Source organism: Burkholderia sp. Bp9012 (assembly GCF_003853825.1).
GTDB classification, from domain to species: Bacteria; Pseudomonadota; Gammaproteobacteria; order Burkholderiales; family Burkholderiaceae; genus Burkholderia; species Burkholderia diffusa.
On the sequence record NZ_QTQA01000025.1, the window covers coordinates 1 to 25,062 of the forward strand.

The 25,062-nt window shown below is 65.9% G+C and carries 21 protein-coding genes; 17 read left to right on the forward strand and 4 right to left on the reverse strand.

Annotated elements, in window-relative coordinates; translation table 11 throughout:
• Positions 1-613: 613 nt before the first annotated feature.
• Positions 614-1,879, reverse strand: a complete 1,266-nt coding sequence (locus DIE11_RS28160; RefSeq protein ID WP_124628517.1) for an SGNH/GDSL hydrolase family protein — start codon at positions 1,877-1,879, stop codon at positions 614-616.
• A gap of 204 nt (positions 1,880-2,083) precedes the next feature.
• On the opposite strand from DIE11_RS28160, the gene paaA reads away from it, so the two are divergent.
• The 8 genes from paaA to DIE11_RS28200 all read left to right on the forward strand — a co-directional run bounded on the left by paaA (position 2,084) and on the right by DIE11_RS28200 (position 8,353).
• Positions 2,084-3,082 (forward strand): 1,2-phenylacetyl-CoA epoxidase subunit PaaA, encoded by a 999-nt coding sequence (gene paaA, locus DIE11_RS28165; protein WP_124628519.1) that lies wholly within the window; start codon positions 2,084-2,086, stop codon positions 3,080-3,082.
• Between the two features lie 36 nt (positions 3,083-3,118).
• Entirely contained in the window at positions 3,119-3,403 is a 285-nt protein-coding gene (gene paaB, locus DIE11_RS28170) for a 1,2-phenylacetyl-CoA epoxidase subunit PaaB (RefSeq protein WP_006752453.1), read from the forward strand.
• A gap of 10 nt (positions 3,404-3,413) precedes the next feature.
• Entirely contained in the window at positions 3,414-4,217 is an 804-nt protein-coding gene (gene paaC / locus DIE11_RS28175) for a 1,2-phenylacetyl-CoA epoxidase subunit PaaC (protein ID WP_124628521.1), read from the forward strand.
• Between the two features lie 25 nt (positions 4,218-4,242).
• On the forward strand, positions 4,243-4,806 hold the full coding sequence (gene paaD, locus DIE11_RS28180) for a 1,2-phenylacetyl-CoA epoxidase subunit PaaD (RefSeq protein ID WP_124628523.1): 564 nt from the start codon (positions 4,243-4,245) through the stop codon (positions 4,804-4,806).
• A 2-nt stretch (positions 4,807-4,808) separates the two neighbouring features.
• Positions 4,809-5,897: a 1,2-phenylacetyl-CoA epoxidase subunit PaaE gene (paaE, locus tag DIE11_RS28185; protein WP_124628526.1), complete on the forward strand. Its 1,089-nt coding sequence runs from the start codon at positions 4,809-4,811 to the stop codon at positions 5,895-5,897.
• Positions 5,898-6,026: 129 nt separating this feature from the next.
• Positions 6,027-6,842, forward strand: a complete 816-nt coding sequence (locus tag DIE11_RS28190) for a DUF1835 domain-containing protein (protein WP_059608510.1) — start codon at positions 6,027-6,029, stop codon at positions 6,840-6,842.
• A gap of 23 nt (positions 6,843-6,865) precedes the next feature.
• A complete protein-coding gene (locus tag DIE11_RS28195; protein WP_006757885.1) occupies positions 6,866-7,471 on the forward strand; it encodes a TetR/AcrR family transcriptional regulator in 606 nt (201 codons plus the stop codon).
• Between the two features lie 234 nt (positions 7,472-7,705).
• Positions 7,706-8,353: a GNAT family N-acetyltransferase gene (locus DIE11_RS28200; protein ID WP_124628528.1), complete on the forward strand. Its 648-nt coding sequence runs from the start codon at positions 7,706-7,708 to the stop codon at positions 8,351-8,353.
• 69 nt (positions 8,354-8,422) lie between these two features.
• Here DIE11_RS28200 and DIE11_RS28205 read toward each other — a convergent pair whose 3' ends face one another.
• Positions 8,423-8,947 (reverse strand): Lrp/AsnC family transcriptional regulator, encoded by a 525-nt coding sequence (locus tag DIE11_RS28205; protein ID WP_011655746.1) that lies wholly within the window; start codon positions 8,945-8,947, stop codon positions 8,423-8,425.
• Positions 8,948-9,158: 211 nt separating this feature from the next.
• Here DIE11_RS28205 and hppD point away from each other — a divergent pair, with 211 nt between their 5' ends.
• Complete coding sequence (gene hppD, locus DIE11_RS28210; RefSeq protein ID WP_124628530.1) at positions 9,159-10,256, forward strand: 4-hydroxyphenylpyruvate dioxygenase; 1,098 nt, start codon at positions 9,159-9,161, stop codon at positions 10,254-10,256.
• Between the two features lie 116 nt (positions 10,257-10,372).
• On the opposite strand, the gene DIE11_RS28215 is transcribed toward hppD, so the two are convergent.
• A complete protein-coding gene (locus DIE11_RS28215; protein WP_124628532.1) occupies positions 10,373-10,564 on the reverse strand; it encodes a hypothetical protein in 192 nt (63 codons plus the stop codon).
• A 319-nt stretch (positions 10,565-10,883) separates the two neighbouring features.
• Between DIE11_RS28215 and DIE11_RS28220 the strand changes: the two genes are divergently transcribed.
• On the forward strand, positions 10,884-14,474 hold the full coding sequence (locus tag DIE11_RS28220) for an indolepyruvate ferredoxin oxidoreductase family protein (protein ID WP_124628534.1): 3,591 nt from the start codon (positions 10,884-10,886) through the stop codon (positions 14,472-14,474).
• Positions 14,475-14,612: 138 nt separating this feature from the next.
• On the opposite strand, the gene DIE11_RS28225 is transcribed toward DIE11_RS28220, so the two are convergent.
• Positions 14,613-16,883 carry an NADP-dependent malic enzyme gene (locus DIE11_RS28225; RefSeq protein ID WP_124628535.1) on the reverse strand — a complete coding sequence of 757 codons (2,271 nt, stop codon included), beginning with the start codon at positions 16,881-16,883 and terminating at the stop codon, positions 14,613-14,615.
• A gap of 461 nt (positions 16,884-17,344) precedes the next feature.
• Here DIE11_RS28225 and DIE11_RS28230 point away from each other — a divergent pair, with 461 nt between their 5' ends.
• The 7 genes from DIE11_RS28230 to DIE11_RS28260 all read left to right on the forward strand — a co-directional run bounded on the left by DIE11_RS28230 (position 17,345) and on the right by DIE11_RS28260 (position 24,907).
• Positions 17,345-18,031: an orotate phosphoribosyltransferase gene (locus DIE11_RS28230; RefSeq protein ID WP_006752465.1), complete on the forward strand. Its 687-nt coding sequence runs from the start codon at positions 17,345-17,347 to the stop codon at positions 18,029-18,031.
• A gap of 240 nt (positions 18,032-18,271) precedes the next feature.
• Positions 18,272-18,874: a YbhB/YbcL family Raf kinase inhibitor-like protein gene (locus DIE11_RS28235; protein ID WP_059608516.1), complete on the forward strand. Its 603-nt coding sequence runs from the start codon at positions 18,272-18,274 to the stop codon at positions 18,872-18,874.
• Between the two features lie 229 nt (positions 18,875-19,103).
• A complete protein-coding gene (locus tag DIE11_RS28240; RefSeq protein ID WP_124628537.1) occupies positions 19,104-19,676 on the forward strand; it encodes a flavodoxin family protein in 573 nt (190 codons plus the stop codon).
• Between the two features lie 187 nt (positions 19,677-19,863).
• On the forward strand, positions 19,864-20,814 hold the full coding sequence (argC, locus tag DIE11_RS28245; RefSeq protein WP_124628539.1) for an N-acetyl-gamma-glutamyl-phosphate reductase: 951 nt from the start codon (positions 19,864-19,866) through the stop codon (positions 20,812-20,814).
• 427 nt (positions 20,815-21,241) lie between these two features.
• On the forward strand, positions 21,242-22,660 hold the full coding sequence (locus tag DIE11_RS28250; RefSeq protein ID WP_124628541.1) for a DUF2957 domain-containing protein: 1,419 nt from the start codon (positions 21,242-21,244) through the stop codon (positions 22,658-22,660).
• Positions 22,661-22,815: 155 nt separating this feature from the next.
• Positions 22,816-24,057 (forward strand): DUF2957 domain-containing protein, encoded by a 1,242-nt coding sequence (locus DIE11_RS28255; RefSeq protein WP_124628543.1) that lies wholly within the window; start codon positions 22,816-22,818, stop codon positions 24,055-24,057.
• A 16-nt stretch (positions 24,058-24,073) separates the two neighbouring features.
• Positions 24,074-24,907 carry an OmpW family protein gene (locus DIE11_RS28260; protein WP_059608521.1) on the forward strand — a complete coding sequence of 278 codons (834 nt, stop codon included), beginning with the start codon at positions 24,074-24,076 and terminating at the stop codon, positions 24,905-24,907.
• The last annotated feature ends 155 nt before the right edge of the window (positions 24,908-25,062 follow it).

Sequence of the window (25,062 nt, forward strand, 5' to 3'; positions counted from 1 at the left end):
GTGTAAGGCATGCCGCCAGCGTTCAATCTGAGCCAGGATCAAACTCTTCAGTTTAAACCTGTTACTGTTTTCGGTTCGGTTAAGAACCGGTCGCTCACTCAAAGCTGACAGGAATATGAATTGCTTCATAAACCTGACTTACTTTAGTGTGAGACTCTTGATACTTTCGCCATCTGATCCGAAGATCAGCTCGCTTCCATCAAGCGCCCACACTTATCGGCTGTTAATTTTTAAAGAGCATTTCTGCGAGAAACCTGGAGTTTCTCAGCAGCGCTGCGTTTTCAGCAGCAGAGAAGCGAGATTATGAACCGTCTTTTTCAGTCAGTCAACAACTTTTTGAACTGCTTCGTTGCGACGACTGGGTTCAACTTCGTGTGCGCCGGGGCTCTACAACCGACCCTCCATCGCACCGCTTCCCTTCTTCCTCCGCGCCGCGTTTCCGTTAGCGCGAAAGAGGCGTGATTCTATGCACCCGCCCCGGTCTGCGCAACCCCTTTGTGAAAATATTTTGAAAAAGCCCCCGTGCGCTAACGCGCACGGGGGCTTGGGGGACCGAGCGCCGCCCACAATCTCGAGGAAGCCGGTGGTTCGTCGCTCTATATATAAGGCGATGTCACTTGCCGCCGACTGCGGCCTGCAGCCGCTCCATCGGCACTGCATCGGCCATGGCCGTGTAACCCGCGTCACTCGGATGAATGCCGTCGCCACTGTCATACCGGCGCTGCAGCACACTCGGGCGAGCCGGGTCGCGAAGCACCGCGTCGAAGTCCACCACGCCGTCGAACCCGCCGCCGCTCCGGATCCACCGGTTCACCTCGAGTCGGACCGCCTCGCGGCCAGCCGGCAACGCCGCAGGCGTGAGCGTCGCGCCAAAGACCTTCACGCCCTGGTGATGTGCTGCCTCGATCAATCGGCGATAGCCGTCGATCAACGAAGCGGCCGTGACCTGCGTATGCGGGTTGTCGCAATCGAGCCCCGCACGCGGCGGCATCGCCGCAAAGTTGATGTCGTTGATGCCGATCAGCACGATCGCCGCCTTCACCCCTGCACGCGAAAGCGCATCGCGCTCGAACCGTGACGCCAGCGACGTGCCGTAGCATGCCGAATCGCTCAGCAGCCGATTGCCGCTGATCCCGAGATTCACGACGCCGAGCGAATCCGAACCTGCCGCGGCCAGCCGGCGCGCCAGCGCATCCGGCCAACGACGGTTGCGGTTCAGGCTCGAGCGTAACCCGTCGGTGATCGAGTCCCCGATCGCGGCGACACTCGCCCGCGCGGCGCCCGCCTCGACGGCCAGTTCGGTCACCCACGCATACTGGGTAAAGCGCGTGCGGAATGCGCCAGCGCCCGGATCGTTCACATGATCGCCCGGCGCCGATACGTAATTGAGCTGGTTCGACACACGGTGCCACACCGTCATCCGCTGGTTTGCCCCCATCCGCAGACTGATCGCATACGGCTGCCCGGCCGTCACGTCGATCGCCACCGGGTCGCTTTCAATCTCCTGGCCCGGGGCGAGCGTCACCGACGTCTTGCCGCCGAAGCGGACGGAAGCGCCCGTCGCGTCGGCAAGCGCCGCGCCGTCACCGGCGCGCGCGAGACTGGCCGCCTCGACCAACAGCGGCGCGCGAGCGTAGGCGTTGCTGATACGAATCCGCGCGGCATGCCCGGAAACCGTCGGGTAGACGACCTGCCGAACGGTTCGCCCGGCCACGTCGGGCGCGCGGTAGAGCGGCGGCGGCGCAGTCAGGTCGGGAATCGGCTGCAACGCGGTCGCCCACGCGGCGACCCACCCGGCCGGTGCGGCCGAGACCGCGAGCGGCGACATGAAAACGGACGCGCCCAGCACGGTCGCGACGAAACTGCTTCGAAATGACATCGGTGAAATCCTCATCGGAAAGCAGGCATTGTGCCGCAGAAGCCACCCGTCTCACGCGCCACCGCCCTCCCGACCGGCGATCGCGCCCCTCGCCCCTCGCCCCACGTTTACCCGAGTCCCGCTGCAAATCCGCAAGAAATTTATTAACCGACCGGTCGGTTGGTTTATACTTCGCACACATTCAACCGGACGAGATCCTCCGCCATGTACACGCAATCCCTCGACATCCCCGGCAACGTCGCACCGCTCGACGCCGCAGCCGAGTCGCCCGAGCAGGCGCGGTTCGACGCGGTCATGGCCGCGGACGGCAAGATCGAGCCGCAGGACTGGATGCCCGATGCCTATCGCAAGACGCTGGTCCGCCAGATTTCGCAGCACGCGCACTCGGAAGTCGTCGGCATGCTGCCGGAAGGCAACTGGATCTCGCGCGCACCGAGCCTGAAGCGCAAGGCGATCCTGCTCGCGAAAGTCCAGGACGAAGCCGGTCACGGCCTCTATCTATATAGCGCGGCCGAAACGCTCGGCGTATCGCGCGATTCGCTGATCGACGCGCTGCACGCCGGCAAGGCGAAATACTCGAGCATCTTCAACTACCCGACGCCGACCTGGGCCGACGTCGGCGTGATCGGCTGGCTCGTCGACGGCGCCGCGATCATGAACCAGATCCCGCTGTGCCGCTGCACGTACGGCCCGTATGCGCGCGCGATGATCCGCGTGTGCAAGGAAGAGTCGTTCCACCAGCGCCAGGGCTTCGATGCACTGCTGTCGATGATGAAGGGGACCGACGCGCAGCGCGCGATGGTCCAGCAGGCGGTGAACCGCTGGTGGTGGCCGGTGCTGATGATGTTCGGCCCGAGCGACGCCGATTCGGTCCACAGCAACCAGTCCGCGAAATGGGGCATCAAGCGGATCTCGAACGACGACCTGCGGCAGAAGTTCGTCGACGCGACGGTCGATCAGGCGAAGGTGCTCGGCGTGACGCTGCCCGACCCTGACCTGAAATGGAACGAGGCGCGCGGCCACTACGACTACGGCGCGATCGACTGGGATGAATTCTGGCGCGTCGTCAACGGCGACGGCCCGTGCAACAAGGAACGCCTCGCGACGCGCGTGAAGGCGCACGACGACGGTGCGTGGGTGCGCGAAGCCGCGCTCGTGCACGAAGCAAAGCGCCGCGCCCGCGCCAAGCAGCAAGCCGCCTGAGCGGCAACCATCGAATACAGGATTCAGGAGAGAGTGATGAACAAGGAATGGCCGATCTGGGAAGTGTTCGTGCGCAGCAAGCAGGGCCTCGACCACAAGCATTGCGGCAGCCTGCACGCGGCCGACGCGTCGATGGCGCTGCGCATGGCGCGCGACGTCTACACGCGCCGCCAGGAAGGCGTGAGCATCTGGGTGGTGCCGTCGTCGGCGATCACCGCGTCGGATCCGGCCGAGAAGGCCGAGTTGTTCGAACCGGCGGGCGACAAGATCTACCGTCACCCGACGTTCTACACGCTGCCCGACGAAGTCAACCACATGTAACGCCCGCGCCATGACGATCACGCCCGAACACCTCTCCTACGTGCTGCGCCTCGCGGACAACGCGCTGATCCTCGGTCAGCGCAACGCCGAATGGTGCGGCCACGGCCCGATCCTCGAGGAAGACATCGCGCTCACCAACATGAGCCTCGACCTCATCGGCCAGGCCCGCATGCTGTATACGCACGCAGCCGATCTCGACCGCCAACTGAACGGCGCGGCGAAGACGGAAGACGACTACGCGTACTTCCGTACCGAGCGCGAGTTCGCGAACTTCACGCTCGCCGAGCTGCCGCACTACGGCCCGATCGCCGGCACGGCGCACGCCGACAAAGACTATGCGGTGACCGTCGTGCGCAATTTCCTCTACGCGACGCTGATGCTGCACGTGTGGACGGCGCTCGAAACGTCGACGGACGCGCAACTCGCCGCGATCGCCGCGAAATCGGTGAAGGAAACCCGCTATCACGTGCAGCATGCCCGCGAATGGCTGCTGCGCCTCGGCGATGGCACCGACGAGTCGCATCGCCGCGCGCAGGCCGCGCTCGACTACCTGATTCCGTACACGCGCGAATTCTTCGCCGCCGACGCGGTCGACGACGCGATCGCCGCATCCGGCATCGGCCCGGCAGCGGCCACGCTCGAAGCCGCATGGCGCGCGGACGTGGACGATGCGCTCGCGGAAGCGACGCTCACCCTGCCCGCGCCCGTGCAGCATGTGACGACCGGCAAGCAGGGCGAGCACTCGGAGCACATGGGCTACCTGCTCGCGGAAATGCAGAGCCTCGCGCGCCAGCACCCCGGCGCGACCTGGTAACCGGCCGACCCAACGGAGCCCGACGATGTCCGTCCAGACTGCCGCCCCCGCCGACGCCGCACCCGCCGCGCACAGCAACGATCCGTTGCTCGCGCGCGCGTGGGACGTGCTCGAAGCCGTGCCCGATCCCGAGATTCCAGTCGTGTCGATCCGCGAGCTCGGCATCCTGCGCGACGTCCGTCGCGCAGACGACGGCCTGCTCGAAGTCGTGATCACGCCGACCTACTCCGGCTGTCCGGCGATGTCGCAGATCGCCGAGGACATCGCCGCGGCGATGCACGCCGCCGACCTGCCGCCGCACCGGATCGAGACGGTGCTCGCGCCCGCATGGACGACCGACTGGATCACGCAGGAAGCGCGCGACAAGCTGCGCGCGTACGGCATCGCGCCGCCCGTCGGCCAGTGCGCCGGCGCCGCGCCGCGGGAAAACGTCGTGCGTTTCGTGCCGCGCCCCGTCGCGGCGCCCGTCTGCCCGCGCTGCGGTTCCGCCCGCACCGAGCGTCTCGCGCAATTCGCGTCCACGGCCTGCAAGGCGTTGTATCGCTGTGTCGACTGCCGCGAACCCTTCGACTACTTCAAACCTTATTGATCATGGCGACCCCGCAATTTCACCCGCTGCGTATCCGCGATGTGCGCCCCGAGACCGCCGACGCCGTTACCGTCTCCTTCGACGTGCCGCCCGAATTGCGCGACGCGTACCGCTTCACGCAGGGCCAGTTCGTCACGCTGAAGACTCACATCGACGGCGAGGAAACGCGCCGCTCGTACTCGATCTGCGTCGGTACGACCGACTACGACCGTGACGGCGAGCTGCGCATCGGCATCAAGCGCGTGCGCGGCGGCCGGTTTTCGAACTTCGCGTTCGATACGCTGAAGCCCGGCCACACCATCGACGTGATGACACCGGACGGTCGCTTCTTCACGCACCTGAACGCCGACCACGGCAAACAGTACGTCGCGTTCTCCGGCGGATCGGGCATCACGCCGGTGCTCGCGATCGTGAAGACGACGCTCGAGCTCGAGCCGCGCAGCACGTTCACGCTGATCTACGGCAACCGCAGCGTCGACGCGATCATGTTCGCCGAGGAGCTCGAGGACCTGAAGAACCGCTACATGAACCGCTTCGTCCTGTACCACGTGCTGTCGGACGACCAGCAGGACGTCGAGCTGTTCAACGGCGTGCTCGACCAGGCGAAATGCGCGGAATTCCTTGCCACGCTGACGCCGGCCGATGCGATCGACGAAGCGTTCATCTGCGGCCCGGCGCCGATGATGGACGCGGCCGAAGCCGCGCTGAAGGCAGCCGGCGTGCCGCCGGCGAAGGTACATGTCGAACGCTTCGGCACGCCGCTGCCGCAAGCCGGCGCGCCCGTCGTCGAGATCACCGACCAGACGCCGGCCGCCGATCTCGAAATCGTGCTCGACGGCAAGAAGCGCAAGCTGCGCCTGCCGTACGAGGGCGTGAGCCTGCTCGACGTCGGCCTGCGCGCGGGCCTCGCGCTGCCCTATGCGTGCAAGGGCGGCGTGTGCTGCACGTGCCGCGCGAAGGTGGTCGAAGGCGAAGTCCGGATGGAGAAGAACTACACGCTCGAGGAACACGAAGTGAAGGACGGCTTCGTGCTCACGTGCCAGTGCCATCCGATCAGCGACAAGGTCGTCGTGAGCTTCGACGAGCGTTGAGCGGTGTCGCACCGGCGGGGCGCGCCGGTTTCTCGTCGTCACACATCTCGCTTACACTAGGGGCCGCCGGCCGGCTGGACGTCGCAACGTCCGCCCGGCCGGCGGTTTTCTTTTGTTGATGACAGGCCGATGAGTACCATTCACGTGATTCAGGGCGGCACCGCCGCCGCGTCGCTGCGCGAGGCGCTCGCGCAAGCCGGACGCGACGAGCGCGTCGTCGGATTGCTCGACGATCTCGCGGTCGGGCCGCTGAAGGGCGCCGACGAGACGCCCGACACGCGCGCCGCCTTCTGGCAGCGCGTGCTCGGCGACCAGATTCCCGACTGGAATGCGGAGATCGAAGGTGAATTCACCCGCCTCGACCAGCTCGCGATGGATACGGACCAGGTAGTCGTCTGGCACGCACCGAGCGTCGGCGACAAGCTGCTGTTGCGCCGCGTCGCCTATCACCTGCGCAACGCGCCGCAGCGGCTGAACGAGGTGCGGTTGTCGGCCGCGGACCTCGACGCCCCGCAGCGCGCGGCGCTGACCCGCACCGACCAGGCCTGCTCGACCGGGATGTTCTCGCCCGCGGCACTCGCTCGCAAACGGCCGGTGGCCGCGCCGATCTCGGTACTGCGCATCGGTCGCCTCGCGCTCGAATGGCAAGAGGCGAAGCACCTGAATGCCGAGCTGCGCTACTGGGTCAGCAACACGATCGAGAGCGGCCATTACGCGGACCTCGACGCGCTGATCGTCGCGCACGCGGAACCCGGCTGGCTGCCCGCGCGACGCGTCGTCGGCGACATCATGGCCAACGCCGACCGCGGCGGGCTGTTCGTCAGCGATTCGATCGCCTGGTGGCGCTGCCGCGAACTCGCGGCTGCCGGCCGGCTCGAGCTGCAGGACGACGCGCCGGCCGCCCTTTCTTCCACGCAGGTGCGCGCAGCAGCCGCGCCTCGCTAACGCTACAACTTTCGCATTCGACCATGGCCCGTACCCGAGCGCCCGACCACGAATCCCAGCGCGAGCAGATCCTCGATCTCGCCGCCGAGAAATTCGCGCAGACGAGCTATCCGAGCACGTCGATGTCCGATCTCGCGACCGCGAGCGGCACGTCGAAGGCACGTCTCTATCACTATTACGAGAGCAAGGAAGCGATCCTGTTCGACCTGCTCGACCGCTACACGAAGCGGTTGATGCTGATCATCGCCGAGGTGGAAGGCGCGAGTCAGCGGCGCGGCCTCAGCGAGCGCGACGCGTTCGCCGAGCTGGTGCGCGCGTTCCTCGCCGAGTACGAGACATCGCACAGCCGCCATGTCGCGCTGCTCAACGACGTGAAGTATCTCGAGGACGCGCAGCGCGAAATCGTGCTCGACCGCCAGCGCGACATCGTCGCGGCATTCGCGCGCCAGCTCGCGCGCGCCTACCCGGACCGGATCTCGAAGGAAAACCAGACGTCGGTCACGATGATGGTGTTCGGGATGATCAACTGGACGTTCACGTGGCTCAAGCCGGGTGGCCGCCTCGGCTACCGCGACTTCGCCGAACAGGTGATCGACCTGATGGAACGCGGGCTGTCGCCCGGTGCGTGATTGCCGCGCAGCAGCATGCGTTGCGCGGCGGGCACACTGCGACAGGCCGCCGCAAATTTCATATGATGAATTTTAAATCCGTTAAAAATCAAATAGATATAGAATGAACTAAGCGGATTTAGAATTCCCCCTCAGCACAAATAACGTCAAATACGGGTTTTCCCCAACCCCGCTCAGGTAAAATGCGCTGCATTGCACAAGTTGCTCGTGCAGCTACACACTGAGGAACCCACGATGAACACGCAACTCAACCGCCGTGCCGATGCAGTCGGCCACGCCGGTACTGCGCCGGTTCTCGTCAGGGAACTGGCTTCCAAAGACCGTGAGCAAATGCTCACCCACTTTCTCTCGCTCAACGAAGAGGACCGCCTGCTGCGCTTCGGCCAGATGGTGCCCGACCACGTGATCGAGAACTATGTCCGTACGATCGACTTCGGTCGCGACACGGTGTTCGGCGTGTTCGACCATGCGCTCGAGCTGATCGGCGTCGGCCACCTGGCGTATCTGCCCGCCGAAGGCGACAAGCGTACGGCCGAATTCGGCGTGTCGGTGCTCGAAAGCGCCCGCGGCTGCGGCGTCGGCTCGAAACTGTTCGAGCGCGCTGCGATCCGCAGCCGCAACACCCGCGTGACGATGCTGTACATGCATTGCCTGTCGCGCAACGCGACGATGATGCACATCGCGAAGAAGTCCGGGATGCGCATCGAGTACGCATACGGCGAGGCCGATGCGTACCTGTCGCTGCCACCGGCCGACCACTCGACGATCCTCGCCGAGATGCTGCAGGAGCAGGCCGCGGTATTCGACTACGCGCTCAAGCGCCAGGCGCATCGCACGTCGAAGTTCATCGAATCGCTGATGCCCGCCGCGCTGACGGCATGACATCGGCCGACCGGGCTGCCTTGCGGGGCGCCCGGCTCATCCTTCTTTCTCCCCTTTTCGCACCGCGCTCTAGCGCACCGACCGGATCGGCAACGCCGTCGTCTCCTTGAAGCACTCGAGCGAGAAGCTCGTCTTCACGTCGATCACCGACGGATGGTGCAGCAAATGCTCCTGCACGAAGCGGGAGAAGTGCGCCATGTCCTCGACCTGCACCCGCAGCAGGTAATCCATGTCGCCCGTCATCGCGTGGCACGCCACCACTTCCGGCCAGGTCTGCACGGCCGCGCGGAACAGTTCCGCGTGGGTCGCGCCCGCGCGCGCCGACGTCTCGTCGGCACGGACCGGCGCCAGGCCGCCGCGCTTCTCGAGCCGCACGCTCACGTATGCGAGCAGGTCGAGCCCCAGCTTCTGCGGATCGAGCAACGCGACGTAGCCGGTGATCACACCGATCTCCTCGAGCCGCCGGATCCGTCGCAGGCACGGGCTCGGCGACAGGTTCACGCGCTCGGCGATCTCCTGGTTCGACAAGCGGCCGTTCTCCTGAAGAATCGCGAGAATCCGCCGGTCGATGGCATCCAATTCGGCTTGCGCCATTTTCTGCCCTCCAATGATGGTTCAGAGACTGGAAATTGCGCCATCGTAGGCATGGACGATTAAGTTCGCAAGTTTACGCTCGCGGCCGCCCGCTACACTTTGTCGCACGTACCGATTCGTTGCGCACGCCGACGCGTGCGCCGCGTTCGACATCGAACCGGGCCGCGCGCGCACGTCGCGCCGGCCGATCGCCCCGCACAGGAGACACGACATGCAGATCCCCCAATGGGACAACCCCGTCGGCACCGACGGCTTCGAATTCATCGAATACACCGCTCCGGATCCGAAAGCGCTCGGACAACTGTTCGAACGGATGGGTTTCACCGCGATCGCGCGCCATCGCCACAAGGACGTGACGGTCTACCGCCAGGGCGACATCAACTTCATCATCAACGCCGAACCCGATTCGTTCGCGCAACGCTTCGCACGCCTGCACGGCCCGTCGATCTGCGCGATCGCGTTCCGCGTGCAGGACGCCGCGAAGGCGTACAAGCACGCGCTCGAACTCGGCGCGTGGGGCTTCGACAACAAGACGGGCCCGATGGAGCTGAACATCCCGGCGATCAAGGGCATCGGCGATTCGCTGATCTACTTCGTCGACCGCTGGCGCGGCAAGAACGGCGCGCAGCCGGGCGCGATCGGTGACATCAGCATCTACGACGTCGACTTCGAGCCGATCGCCGGCGCGAACCCGAACCCCGTCGGCCACGGCCTCACCTACATCGACCACCTGACGCACAACGTGCATCGCGGCCGCATGCAGGAATGGGCCGAGTTCTACGAGCGCCTGTTCAACTTCCGCGAAGTGCGGTACTTCGACATCGAAGGCAAGGTGACCGGCGTGAAGTCGAAGGCGATGACGTCGCCGTGCGGCAAGATCCGGATCCCGATCAACGAGGAAGGCTCGGACACGGCCGGTCAGATTCAGGAATACCTCGACGCGTACCACGGCGAAGGCATCCAGCACATCGCGCTCGGCACGAACGACATCTACGGCGCGGTCGACGGCCTGCGCGGCAAGGGCGTGAAGTTGCTCGACACGATCGACACGTATTACGAGCTGGTCGACCGCCGCGTGCCGAACCACGGCGAATCGCTGGACGAACTGAAGAAGCGCAAGATCCTGATCGACGGTGCCCGCGACGACCTGCTGCTGCAGATCTTCACCGAGAACCAGATCGGCCCGATCTTCTTCGAGATCATCCAGCGCAAGGGCAATCAGGGCTTCGGCGAAGGCAACTTCAAGGCGCTGTTCGAATCGATCGAACTCGACCAGATCCGCCGCGGCGTGGTCCAGGACAAGGCCTGACGCAGCCGGGCGCCGAGCGAGCCTCGGCGGCACATGAAAAAAGGGCGGGAATCCTGCGATTCCCGCCCTTTCGTCTTTTGCGTGGTTTCGGCGCGGCCCGGCGCCGCGCGAACAGATCAACGCACGTTCGCCTTCGACACGACGCGCGCGGCTGCCGGCTGCGCGTCGGCAGCCTGCGCCGGCGCGATCTGACGCATCTGCGCGCCGGCTGCCGCCAGTGCGCTCGCGCCTTGCGCGTACACCGGGCCGGTCATCGCGAAAAACGCGGCGGACACGATCAGGAAACTCTGGATATGACGTGTGTTCATTGCACCTCCTTTAAAACTGCCGGCGCCTCCCCGGTTGCGTCGAAACGGGCCGACGCGGCCGGGCACCTCCGGCAGGCCGACAAGATTAACGGCATTTGTACGAAGATGGGACCGGCTTTACATGCTTTTACATGATGTAACGCATTGCGGCGCGCCGTTTCGTCGATGCGCCGAGGCCAACCGGCCGGTGAGCGACGGGTTTATCCCAGTGCTACCATCGCTTAAAACCGGCCAATATGCCGGCCACTGCCGAGACGTTCACAAGACGTCGACGCAATTGAAGCTTTGGTGATCCCAAACTGGGTGGAGGAGACAGTTAATGAATGCCCCGCTAGACGCAGGCCAACGCGCGTCGCTTGAAGCCGCGCTGAAGTCCGTCACGCTTGACGACAAATACACGCTCGAACGCGGCCGCGCGTACATGAGCGGCATTCAGGCGCTCGTGCGCCTGCCGATGCTCCAGCAGGAACGCGACCGCGCCGCCGGCCTCAACACGGCCGGCTTCATCTCCGGTTATCGCGGCTCGCCGCTCGGCGGCCTCGATCTCTCGCTCTGGAAGGCCAAGCAGCACCTCGCGGCCCACCAGATCGTCTTTCAGCCCGGTCTCAACGAAGATCTCGCCGCCACCGCCGTGTGGGGCTCGCAGCAGGTGAACCTGTATCCGGGTGCGAAGCACGACGGCGTGTTCGGCATGTGGTACGGCAAGGGCCCGGGCGTCGACCGCACCGGCGACGTCTTCAAGCACGCGAACTCGGCCGGCTCGTCGCAGCACGGCGGCGTGCTGGTGCTGGCCGGCGACGACCACGCGGCGAAATCGTCGACGCTCGCTCACCAGTCCGAACACATCTTCAAGGCCTGCGGGCTGCCGGTGCTGTTTCCGTCCAATGTGCAGGAATATCTCGACTTCGGCCTGCACGGCTGGGCGATGAGCCGCTACTCGGGCCTGTGGGTCGCGCTCAAGTGCGTGACGGACGTGGTCGAATCGTCGGCATCGGTCGACATCGACCCGCATCGCACCGAGATCGTGCTGCCGACCGACTTCATCCTGCCGGAAGGCGGCCTGAACATCCGCTGGCCGGACCCGCCGCTCGTCCAGGAAGCGCGGCTGCTCGACTACAAGTGGTACGCGGCGCTCGCGTACGTGCGCGCGAACAAGCTCGACCGGATCGAAATCGACTCGCCGAATGCGCGCTTCGGGATCATGACGGGCGGCAAGGCGTACCTCGACGTGCGCCAGGCGCTGACGGACCTCGGCCTCGACGACGAAACCTGCGCGCGGATCGGCATCCGCCTGTACAAGGTCGGCTGCGTGTGGCCGCTCGAGGCCCAGGGCGCGCAGGCGTTCGCGCGCGGCCTCGACGAAATCCTCGTCGTCGAGGAAAAGCGCCAGATCCTCGAATACGCGATCAAGGAAGAACTGTACAACTGGCCCGATGCGCAGCGCCCGCGCGTGTTCGGCAAGTTCGACGAGAAGGACGGCGCCGGCGGGGAATGGTCGGTACCGATGGGCAACTGGCTGCTGCCCGCGCACTACGAACTGTCGCCCGCGATCATCGCGAAGGCGATCGCGACGCGCCTCGAGAAGTTCGAGCTGCCGTCCGACGTGCGCGCGCGCATCGCCGCGCGGCTCGCGGTGATCAACGCGAAGGAAATGGCGCTCGCGAAGCCGCACGTGCAGACCGAGCGCAAGCCGTGGTTCTGCTCGGGCTGCCCGCACAACACGTCGACCAACGTGCCGGAAGGCTCGCGCGCGATCGCCGGGATCGGCTGCCACTACATGACGGTCTGGATGGACCGCAACACGAGCACCTTCAGCCAGATGGGCGGCGAAGGCGTGCCGTGGATCGGCCAGGCGCCGTTCACGGACGAGAAGCACGTATTCGCGAACCTCGGCGACGGCACCTATTTCCACTCGGGCCTGCTCGCGGTGCGCGCGGCGATCTCGTCGAAGGCGAACATCACCTACAAGATCCTCTACAACGACGCGGTCGCGATGACGGGCGGCCAGCCGGTCGACGGCGTGCTGACGGTGCCGCAGATCACGCACCAGCTCGCATCCGAGGGCGCGAAGAAGATCGTGATCGTCACCGATGAACCGGAGAAGTACGACAGCCAGAAGGCGCTCCTAGCACCAGGCGTGACGATCCATCACCGCGACCAGCTCGACGACGTGCAGCGCGAGCTGCGCGAGATCGAAGGCACGACGATCCTGATCTACGACCAGACCTGCGCGACCGAGAAGCGCCGCCGACGCAAGCGCGGCACGTATCCGGATCCGGCGAAGCGCGTCGTGATCAACGACGCGGTGTGCGAAGGCTGCGGCGACTGCTCGGTGCAGTCGAACTGCCTGTCGGTCGAGCCGCTTGAAACCGAATTCGGCACGAAGCGCCAGATCAACCAGTCGAGCTGCAACAAGGACTTCTCGTGCGTGAAGGGCTTCTGCCCGAGCTTCGTCACGGTCGAAGGCGGCCAGTTGAAGAAGCCCAAGGCCGTGTCGGTGGACGGCGGTGCGCTGCCGCCGATCCCGGAGCCGACGCTGCCGGCGATCGACCGTGCCTACGGCGTGCTCGTCACGGGTGTGGGCGGCACGGGCGTCGTCACGATCGGCGCGCTGCTCGGGATGGCCGCGCACCTGGAGAACAAGGGCGTGACCGTGCTCGACGTCACGGGCCTCGCGCAGAAGGGCGGCGCCGTGATGAGCCACGTGCAGATCTCGCACGCGCCGACCGACATCCACGCGACGCGGATCGCGATGGGCGAAGCCGACCTCGTGATCGGCTGCGACGCGATCGTCACGGCTGGCGACGAATGCACGTCGCGCATGCGCCATGACGCGACGCGCGTGGTCGTCAACAGTGCGCAGACGCCGACCGCCGAGTTCATCAAGAATCCGAACTGGGCGTTCCCGGGCCTGTCCGCGGAAAACGACATCCGCGCGGCGGCGGGTGAAGCCGTCGACTTCATCGACGCGAACCGCTTCGCGGTCGCGCTGCTCGGCGACGCGATCTACACGAACCCGTTCGTGCTCGGCTACGCGTGGCAGAAAGGCTGGCTGCCGCTCACGCTTGCGTCGCTCGTCCGAGCGATCGAGCTGAATGCGGTATCGGTCGAGAAGAACCGTGCAGCATTCGACTGGGGCCGCCGCGCCGCCCACGACCTCGCGAGCGTGAAGCAGGCCGCGGCCGGCGACGCACGCCCGGCGCAAGGCGCCACGGTGATCGCGTTGCACACGAAGAAGGCGGTCGACGCCCTGATCGCGAAGCGCGTGGAATTCCTCACCGCGTACCAGAACGCCGCATACGCAGCACGCTATGCAGCCTTCGTCGACAAGGTGCGGGCAGCCGAGCGTGCGCTGGCAGACGGCGACACGATGCAGGAGCAACTGACCGAAGCGGTCGCGCGCAACCTGTTCAAGCTGATGGCGTACAAGGATGAATACGAAGTCGCGCGGCTGCAGTCCGATCCGGCGTTCCTCGCGCGCCTGTCGTCGCAGTTCGAAGGCGACTGGAAACTGAAGTTCCATCTCGCGCCGCCGCTGTTCGCGAAGACGGACGCTCACGGCCATCTCGTGAAGAAGGCGTACGGCCCGTGGATGCTGTCGGCGTTCCGGTTGCTCGCGAAGGCAAAGTTCCTGCGCGGCACGGGCCTCGACCCGTTCGGCCGCACCGAGGAGCGCCGCACCGAGCGCGCACTGATCGGCGAGTACGAAGCGCTGATCGACGAAGTGCTGGCCAGGCTGAACGCGGCCAACCACCCGCTCGCGCTCGAGCTGGCGGCACTGCCGGACGGCATTCGCGGCTACGGCCACGTGAAGGAGAACAACCTGCGCGCGGTACGCCAGAAGTGGAACACGTTGCTCGCGAAGTGGCGTTCGCCGTCGGGCGGGCAGTCGCGCCAGCAGGTCGCGTAACGGCGCGAGGCGGACGTTCGCGGTCGGGACGTCCGCCTCCGCGCGGTGGGCGGTTCACAAAAAAAACGCCACGGAACGCAGGTTCCGTGGCGTTTTTCATTGCGCCGCGCGCGATGCACGGCACACGCGGGCGCGAACTTACTTCGTGTTCGCGTTCGCGGCGGCCACTGCCGTCATGTTGATGATCCGGCGCACGGTCGCGGCCGGCGTCAGGATGTGGACCGGCTTCGCCGCGCCGAGCAGGAGCGGGCCGACCGTCACGCCTTCGCCGCCGACCATCTTCAGCAGGTTGTACGCGATGTTCGCCGCTTCGACGTTCGGCATGATCAGCAGGTTCGCTTCGCCCGACAGCGTCGTGCCCGGGAATGCGGCCTTGCGGACCGCTTCCGACAGCGCCGCGTCGCCGTGCATTTCGCCGTCGACCTCGAGGTTCGGCGCACGCTCGCTGATCAGCTTGCGGGCTTCGGCCATGCGGCGCGACGACGCCGACGGCGCGCTGCCGAAGTTCGAGTTCGACAGCAGCGCGGCCTTCGGCACGATGCCGAAGCGCTCGATCTCGGCGGCTGCCTGGATCGTCATGTCGGCGAGCTGTTCGGCGCTCGGCAGTTCGTTCACGTACGTGTCGCACAGGAACAGGTTGCGGCCCGGCAGCATCAGCAGGTTCATCGCCGCGAAGTGCTCGGCGCCCTTCGCGCGGCCCAGCACCTGCTCGATGAACTTCAGGTGCGTGTGGTACGTGTCGATCATCCCGCAGATCATCCCGTCCGCGTCGCCCAGATGCACGAGCATTGCGCCGATCAGCGTGTTGAACTTGCGCATCGCGGCCTTCGCGACTTCCGGCGTGACGCCGTCGCGCGCGCCGATCTCGTGGTAGGCCTGCCAGTAGCGGTGGTAACGCGTGTCGTCTTCCGGATTCACGATCTCGAAATCGACGCCGGCCTTGAGCTTCGAGCCGATCTTCTGCAAGCGCATCTCGATGACCGACGGACGGCCGACGATGATCGGCTTCGCGATCTTTTCCTGCAGCACGAACTGCGCGGCGCGCAGCACGCGCTCGTCCTCGCCCTCGGCGAACACGATGCGCGCCTGCTTCTTCTTCGCGGTCGCGAACACCGGACGCATCACCATGCCGGTGCGGTAGACGGTCGCGCCGAGCTGCTCACGGTATGCGTCCATGTCCTGGATCGGACGCGTGGCGACGCCCGAATCCATCGCGGCTTGCGCGACGGCCGGCGCGATCTTGATGATCAGGCGCGGATCGAACGGCTTCGGAATCAGGTATTCCGGCCCGAACTCGAGCGAGTGGCCTTCATACGCCTTCGCGACTTCCTCGCTCTGGTCGGTCTCCTCGGCCAGCTCGGCGATGGCGCGCACGCACGCGAGCTTCATTTCTTCCGTGATCGTCGTCGCGCCGACGTCGAGCGCGCCGCGGAAGATGAACGGGAAGCACAGCACGTTGTTGACCTGGTTCGGATAGTCCGAACGGCCGGTCGCGACGATCGCGTCCGGGCGCACGGCCTTCGCGTCTTCCGGGCGGATTTCCGGTTCCGGGTTCGCGAGCGCAAGGATCAGCGGGCGGTCGCCCATCGTCTTGACCATGTCCTGCTTCAGCACGCCCGCGCTCGAGCAGCCGAGGAACACGTCGGCGCCGACGATCGCGTCGGCGAGCGTGCGCGCGTCGGTCGCCGCCGCATAGCGCTGCTTCGACGGGTCGAGGTTGCCGCGCCCTTCGTAGATCACGCCCTTCGAGTCGGCGACGAGGATGTTCGCCTTCGTGAGACCCAGGTTCACCAGCAGGTCCAGACACGCGATCGCCGCCGCGCCCGCGCCCGAGCACACGAGCTTCACTTCGGACAACTTCTTGCCGACCACCTTCAGGCCGTTCAGGATCGCGGCCGACGCGATGATCGCGGTGCCATGCTGGTCGTCGTGGAAGACGGGAATCTTCATGCGCTCGCGCAGCTTCTGCTCGATGTAGAAGCATTCCGGCGCCTTGATGTCCTCGAGGTTGATGCCGCCGAGCGTCGGCTCGAGCATCGCGATCGCCTCGACGAGCTTGTCGGGGTCGGATTCCGACAGTTCGATGTCGAACACGTCGATGCCCGCGAACTTCTTGAACAGGCAGCCCTTGCCTTCCATCACCGGCTTCGCGGCCAGCGGGCCGATGTTGCCGAGGCCCAGCACGGCCGTGCCGTTCGTGATGACGCCGACGAGGTTGCCGCGCGACGTGTACTTCTGCGCGTCGAGGGGATCGGCATGGATCGCCTCGCACGCGGCGGCGACGCCCGGCGAATACGCGAGCGACAGATCGAGCTGGTTCGACAGCGGCTTGGTCGGGGTGACCGAAATCTTGCCGGGTTTCGGGTTCAGGTGATAAGCGAGAGCGGCCTGCTTCAGTTGTTCGTCCATGATTGACCTGCGAGAGACATGCGAAATTTTTGACGGTTCAGTACACAGCACCTTGGGCCGCGTCTACTTGAATCGAAGGGGTGGTCGACTGCGAGACGGCACGCAGCGCGCCGGGTCGGCACGCCATCGAACCTTGGCGGGTGGCAAGAGGAAAGTACAAAGTACTGAACGATTTCTAAGGGTCGCCTAGTGTACACCCCGCGCATGACGCATGTTGGTGCAACGCCGCATCCTTTGCATCAGCGCGCGAGCGGTCCGGCCCCGCTTGTTTCGCCGGTGGTGAGCCACGCGGCGAACCCGCGCGAATTCCGCCGAAAACCGGCCTGAATCGGGTAAAATAGCCGGCTACGCGCGCAGCGATGCGATTGGCCCTCCGATCGCGCCCCGGCCCCTCGGGCAGGTTCCCCTTGCTGCGCCATGGGGCCCGCGCCCGCTCTTCGCTCATCACCCAAGGAATGCCCATGACAGGCTACGATCGTCAGTCGATCTCGGATACGACCGCCAAAATCCTGCTCGAAGTACAGGCAGTGCACTTCAATGCAGAAAAACCGTTCATCTTCACGTCCGGCTGGGCAAGCCCCGTCTATATCGACTGCCGCAAGCTGATCTCGTATCCGCGCGTGCGCCGTGCGCTGATGGAAATGGCGGAAACGACGATCATGCGCGACGTCGGCTTCGAGCAGATCGACTCGGTGGCGGGCGGCGAGACGGCCGGCATCCCGTTCGCGGCATGGCTCGCGGATCGGATGATGGTGCCGATGCAGTACGTTCGCAAGAAGCCGAAGGGTTTCGGCCGCAACGCGCAGATCGAAGGCCATCTGGAAGAAGGCTCGCGCGTCCTGCTCGTGGAAGACCTGACGACCGACAGCCGCAGCAAGATCAACTTCGTCAACGCGCTGCGCACCGCGGGCGCGACGGTGAATCACTGCTTCGTGCTGTTCCACTACAACATCTTCAAGGAAAGCGTGTCGGTCCTGAAGGACATCGACGTCGACCTGCACGCGCTGGCGACCTGGTGGGACGTGCTGCGCGTCGCGAAGGCCTCGGGCTACTTCGAGACCAAGACGCTCGACGAAGTCGAGAAGTTCCTGCACGCGCCGGCCGAGTGGTCGGCCGCGCACGGCGGCGCGACGGCGCCGAAGGAGTAATGCCGGGCCGGCATGCAGCCGGCACCCTGGCTGAACAAGCCGCTCGCCTGATCGCGAGCGGCTTTTTTTTCGTCCACCGATTCGCACCGAGGCCGGCCCGCATCGCGGGCCGCGGCATGCATCGCGCATCGAACCCTAATGCTAGACTTGATCCATCGTCGCCATCAGCTGCGCGGGCAACGCACAACGCCAACAATGCCGGGAGCATCGGTCCGGCCCACGTGACGGGAGAAGCGCCATATGCGTGTGGATCGCCGGATCACTTCGCCTGCGTCCCCGGGTCGTCCTTCGCCGTTCATCGCCGCCCTTGCCTGCGCCGCCGCGTGCGTCGCGTTCGCCGTCCTGCCCGCGCGGGCGGAAGGCCCGTTCACCGTGTCGAGCAACGACCTGACGGCCGGCGGCCGCGTCGGCGCCGCGAACGTGTTCGACCGAGGCGACTGCAAGGGCGCCAATCGTTCGCCGCAACTGAGCTGGCGCAACCCGCCCCCCGGCACGCAGGGCTACGCGATCACGATCTTCGATCCGGATGCGCCAGGGCACGGCTGGTGGCACTGGGCTGTCGCCGGCATCCCGGCAAGCGTCACGAGCCTGCCGGCCGACGCGAGCGCGTCGGGCCTCCTGCGCCGCATCGGCGCGAGCGAGGCGCGCAACGACTTCGGGATCGACGGCTACGGCGGCCCGTGCCCGCCCCCCGGCAAGCCGCACCGCTACGTCATCACCGTCTATGCGCTGAAGGGCACGGACCTGCGCGTCGCGCAAGGGCGCCCCGCACCGATGTTCGAGCACGAGATCGGCACGCTGACGATCGGCACCGCGCGGCTCACGGTCACTTACGGCCAGTGAGCGCTCACGCGCCGCCGCCTGCCCCGTTGCGCGTGTCCCCGGCCTCCCTCGCCCGCGCCCGCGAATTTCCCCGCCTCGCCTGCGTGCTTTTCTCCCGTCATTTCGACTTGCTAGACTCGGCGTCACCGGTCGCGGCATCCCGCCGCGCATCCGCCGCGCCGCCCGACCGCGGCGCGTGACGCGGCAGGCTGCGACGCCCGCCGTTTCGTCCCCTTCCGGAGAACGCTTCATGTCGAACATCGTCATCGTCTATCACAGCGGCTACGGTCACACACAGAAACTGGCCGACGCCGTCCACGCAGGCGCGCAGGACGCCGGCGCCACCGCACGCCTGATCGCCGTCGGCGAACTCGACGACGCGGGCTGGGCCGCGCTGGACGCGGCGGACGCGATCGTCTTCGGCGCGCCGACCTATATGGGCGGCCCGTCCGCGCAGTTCAAGCAGTTCGCCGATGCCACGTCGAAACCGTGGTTCACGCAGAAATGGAAGGACAAGATCGCCGCGGGCTTCACGAACTCCGCGACGATGAACGGCGACAAGTTCTCGACCATTCAGTATTTCGTCACACTGGCGATGCAGCATGGGATGGTGTGGGTCGGCACGGGCATGATGCCGGCCAACTCGAAGGCGGCCACCCGCAACGACATCAACTACGTCGGCGGCTTCACGGGCCTGCTCGCGCAGTCGCCGGCGGACGCGACGCCCGACGAGGGCCCGCTGCCGGGCGACCTCGAGACCGCGAAGGCGTTCGGCCGGCGCGTCGCCGAGACGACCGCCCGCTGGCTGGCCGGCGGCCGCTGAACGCGGCGGCACGCGCGCCCGGCCGCGCCGCCGGTGACGCGGCAATGCCGCGCAGGCGCGCGCGAGCGGTACAAGACGGCCCGCAGGCCGTCTTTTTTTCGCCCCGTGCGGTGCAGGCCCGCCGGATGAGGTCTTAAAATGGCGGTTTCAGGGCGCCGCGGCTCCCGTTTCATTCAGCGAGAACGAAATGAGCACCAAAGTTTTTGTCGACGGCCAGGAAGGTACGACCGGCCTCAAGATCTTCGAATACCTGTCGGCGCGCAACGACATCGAGATCCTGCGCATCGATGAAGCGAAGCGCAAGGACGTCGACGAGCGCCGCCGCCTGATCAACGCATCGGACGTCACGTTCCTGTGCCTGCCGGACGTCGCGTCGCGCGAATCGGCATCGCTGGTCGAGAACCCGAACACGACGCTGATCGACGCGAGCACCGCGTTCCGCACGCACGCCGACTGGGCGTACGGCCTGCCGGAACTGACGCGCGCGCAGCGCGAGAAGATTCGCACGTCGAAGCGCATCGCCGTGCCGGGCTGCCATGCATCGGCGTTCGTGCTCGCGATGCGTCCGCTCGTGGACGCCGGCATCGTCGCGCCGACCTTCGCCGCGCACAGCTACTCGATCACCGGCTACAGCGGCGGCGGCAAGTCGATGATCGCCGAATACGAAAACGCGGCGCCGGGCGGCAAGCTCGCGAGCCCGCGTCCGTACGCGCTCGCGCTTGCGCACAAGCACCTGCCGGAAATGGCCGCGCACACGGGCCTCGCGCACGCACCGATCTTCACGCCGATCGTCGGCCCGTTCCTGAAGGGCCTTGCCGTGACGACCTACTTCTCGCCCGAACAGCTCGCGAAGCGCGCGACGCCGCAGGACGTGCAGCGCGTGTTCGCCGAGTACTACGCGGACGAACCGTTCGTGCGCGTCGCGCCGTTCAACGCGGATGCGAACCTCGACAGCGGCTTCTTCGACGTGCAGGCGAACAACGACACGAACCGCGTCGACCTGTTCGTGTTCGGCAACGAAGAGCGCTTCGTCACGGTCGCGCGCCTCGACAACCTGGGCAAGGGCGCATCGGGCGCCGCGATCCAGTGCATGAACCTCAACATCGGCGCCGCCGAGGATGCAGGCCTCAAACGCTGATTGCGCTTGCATGCGATGCAAAGCCGGCCGCTGGCCGGCTTTTTATTTTCCCGTATCAGGCAATCAATAAAATCCGGTTCGCGCATTTACAAATATTTACAAGCTTTCCATTGCGCGATTACCGATGAATTAATTACCCCAATTTTCTCCAGTCAATCCCGAATAGGGATAAACCGGATACCGCCGCTTTAAACGCTGCCGTTATACGCGTGAGGGCCTCGAGAGCCCTGCGTGCGTGGCAGCCACCCCACTTCGGCAGCACTCTAGCACCCTTCACGCGTTTTAATTCTTACTGAAATCCCGATCCTGCAAGGATTCATCGCGTGCACGCTGTTTCAATCGTCTTTTTTAGACGAGTTCATCAATTGACAGCAAAAATCCAGACAGCGACATTAGCTCGCACAATTAAACGATTGGAGACAGCGGCATGTCGCACGCCTTATCGAAGGGGGTGGCAACGGCCTTTGCCATCGCCCCTTTCCTGATTGCCTGTGGTGGAGGGGACGGCGGCGCGCCCGCGCCGATCGAGGCACCCCAATGTTCCGGATCGAGTTGCGGCACGCAAGGGCCGCCGCCGTCGCAGCCCATAAACGGCGCGCTGTGCCCGGCCGACGCCGACATCGTCAAGAGCACGTACCTCGGCGGCGCCGGTAGCGGCGAGATCGTCAGCGTCAACATCGACGCGGTCGCGATGACGTACACGCTCAAGTGGCTCGAATCGCCGATTCCGCTCGCGACCGGCACGGTCACGCCGAGCCGCGCCGGCACCACGATCACCGGCAAGGTCGTCCACCCGCCGACCGGCACGCTGCCGACCGCGGAACAGACGCGCTGCGCGTTCGTGCTCACGCCGGGTTCGGGCACGGCACCGAACGGCTCGACCTACTCGACGGCCGCCGACTTCAACCAGGCGAACCCGCCGATGCTGCTGGTCGGCATGGGCGTGGCCGGCGGCGGCATCCCCGGCGCGACGGTTCAGTACGACGGGCTGACGATCATCCCGGGCGTGATCCAGAACGTCGGCCAGGTGCCGAACCGCCACTTCGACTTCTATCCGTTCCTCGGCTTCGCGAACACGACGACCGACCTCACGAAGCTGCCGGGCACGTACAACGCGCTGATCTACCACCTCGTGCCGTCGAGCAACTACGCGACGAAGGGCACGAATTCGAGCGAGACGTTCGACGCGAACGGCGCATGCACGTCGACGAGTGCCGGCGGCTGCCAGACGACCGGCGATCCATGGACAGTGAACGCGACCGGCGGCTACCTCAACAGCGCGAAGGCGCCGCAGATCCTGCCGCAAACGCAGCTGCCGCTGATCGGCGCAACCGGCAAGTCGGCCACCGCGCACATGGTGATCGGCCAGCTCAACGGCGCGACCGTGCCAGTGGTCGTGCGCACGGGCAACGTGAACCTCGGCACGCCGCCGCTGCATGCCGACGCGCAGGTCGACGACGAATCGGGCATCGCGGTGCTCGGCGCGGCGAGCGCGATCCAGTCGGGCGCGATCGACGGCGGCTACGCGGGCGCCGATTCGAACTTCAAGTACACGGCTGCACTGATCCGCGGCAGCAACGCGTCGTTCATCAACCCGACCACGCAGGCAGAGGAAGACGCCTTCACGCTCGACTACGGCCAGGGAACGCCGGGCCTGCTCAACACGACGACGACGCCGGCGAGCGGCGCGACCTATCCGTCCGCACCGGGCGTGGTGATCGCGACGGGCGGCCTGTACGCGGCGCTCATCCAGGGCACGGTGAACGGCGGCGTCACGTCGACGTCGGCGAACTCGAGCACGTCGTCGACACCGTACTTCGGCGTGGGCGCACAGATCAGCAAGTAACGATCGGGGACGCGGCGGCGCTCGATACGCCGCCGCGGGATGCAGGGAAGGCACGAAACGACGGCGCCCGGCACGGCGCAGGCAGCACGAGCACAAGCAACAGAAGCGGTCGACAGGGAGCCGGCCGCCTGACAAGACAAATCTGGAGGAGCAACATGAAGCGCAACCTCGTTCTGGCGGCGGCCCTTGCCGCCCCCCTTCTTTCCGCGTGCGGTGGCGGCAGCGACAATCCGCCTCCGCTCGTCGAAGACCGGCTCTGCCCCGCGACGCTCGACTACAGCACCGTGTTTACCGGCGGCGCGGGCAGCGGCGAACTGGCCAAGGTCCAGCTCGATACGACCAAGATGACCTGGCAGGTCACCTATGTCGAATCGGCGGTTCCGCAAAAGACCGGCACCGTCACGCCGACCCGCGCGGGCACCGTCGACAGCGGCACGCTCACGCAGGAAACGCTGCTGCCGACCAACAAGCTGAACCAGTGCGCGTTCCGGCTGAATGGCGCGAGCCTCGATGCGTCGCGTCCGGCGCGCATCTTCGTCGGCTTCGGCGTGGCGGGCGGCACGATTCCCGGCAAAGAGATCCAGTTCGACGGCGTGCTCGGCCAGGCCGCGGTGCCCGACACGAAATTCCCGTACTACCCGTTCATCGGCTTCTCGTCGATCGAAACCGACATCACGAAGGTCGCGGGCACGTACAGCCACATCGGCTTCGGCGAAGTGCCGTCGCAGAAATTCGCGCCGGCGTCGATCGACGCCAAGGTGACGATCAACGCGGACGGCACGTGGACCAAGTGCGACACGACCGGCCAGTTCGCCGGCGGCGCGTGCATGCAGCAGGGCACGAACTTCGTGCAGTCGGCCGACGGGAGCGGCGCGTTCCAGAGCAACAACTACCAGAGCCAGCTGAAGCCGACGCTGTCGGCGACGCCGCAGGGCAAGGGCTTCATGATCGTCGGCAAGCTGCGCAACCAGCTGGTGCCGATCCTCGTGCGCACGGGCGTCGCGAACCCGAACCCGACGCCCGACAGCAACGGCGTGCCGGGCCTGACCGCCGACGACGAATCGAGCATCTCGATCCTCTCGCCGCAGACCGCGATCGCGGCCGGCTCGCAGAACGGCGAATACATCGGCGTCGACAGCCAGTTCGACTACCGGACCACCGCGCTGATCAACAACCAGGCCACGCTGCTCGATCCGTTCCAGCCGTCGCAGGCATCGCTCGCGACCGCGCTCGACCTGGACTACACGCAGAAGGTGCCGGGCACGGTCACGACGATCCACACGGGTTCGGGCAGCACGTCGCCGACCGGCAAGTTCATCTTCACGGGTGGCGTGTTCGGTTTCCTCGACAACGCGGGTTCGACGCCGTATTTCACGATCGGCGCGTTCGTCCAGTAAGCGGAGGCAAGCCGTGATGAAGAAGACCCTTCTTTGCGCGGCGGCCGGCGCCGCCGCGCTGGCGCCGCTCGCGGCGCACGCGCAGAGCGCCGGCAGCAACGTCGTCACGCTGGGCTGGTTCCACGTGATGCCGCAGCAAAGCAGCACGCCGATGACGACCAACGTCGCGCCGACACCGATCAATACGCCGCTGCGGCTGCCGCCGTCGTTCACGTCGCCGGGCACCGGGCTGCGTACGAGCGGTGCCGATACGGTCGGCCTGACGGTCAGCCACTTCCTGACCGACCACATCGCGGTCACGTCGGTGGCAGGCGTGCCGCCGGTGTTCAAGGTGTCGGGCCAGGGCACGATCAAGCCGCCCGGCCCGGCCGGCGCGCTCGGCACGCAGAACATCGGGCTGGCGTCGGTGAACCCGATCGTGAAGAGCGTGCGGCAGTGGAGCCCGGCCGTGCTGCTGCAGTACTACTTCGGACAGGCGACCGCGAAGTTCCGGCCGTTCCTCGGCCTCGGCGTGTCGTACAACTGGTTCAGCGACCTGCAGCTCAACACGAACTTCATCAAGCAGACGCAGGACAACCTCGGCGCGATTCTCGCGGCAGGCGCGGGCAAGCCGGGTACGACATCGGTGGAGGCGAAGGCGTCGTCGTCGTGGCAGCCGGTGTTCAACGCGGGCCTGCAGTACAACATGACGGAGCATTTCGGGCTGATCGCGTCGGTGACGTACATCCCGCTGAAGACGACGTCGACGGTGACGATCAAGGCGGCCGACGGCACGGTGCTCGCCGAGTCGAAATCGGACCTGAAGGCCGACCCGATCATCAGCTATGTCGGGATGACCTACAAGTTCTGACGCCGACAACGGAGGACGGACAGAGGACGAATGGATGGCCCGCGCAAAAAACGCGGGCAAAAAAAAGCCCGCCTAAGAGGCGGGCTGAATCCATATCAGAGGAGACATGGAGGAGACAGGTGTAACTATAGCGAATTGATTTCCGCATTGCAACA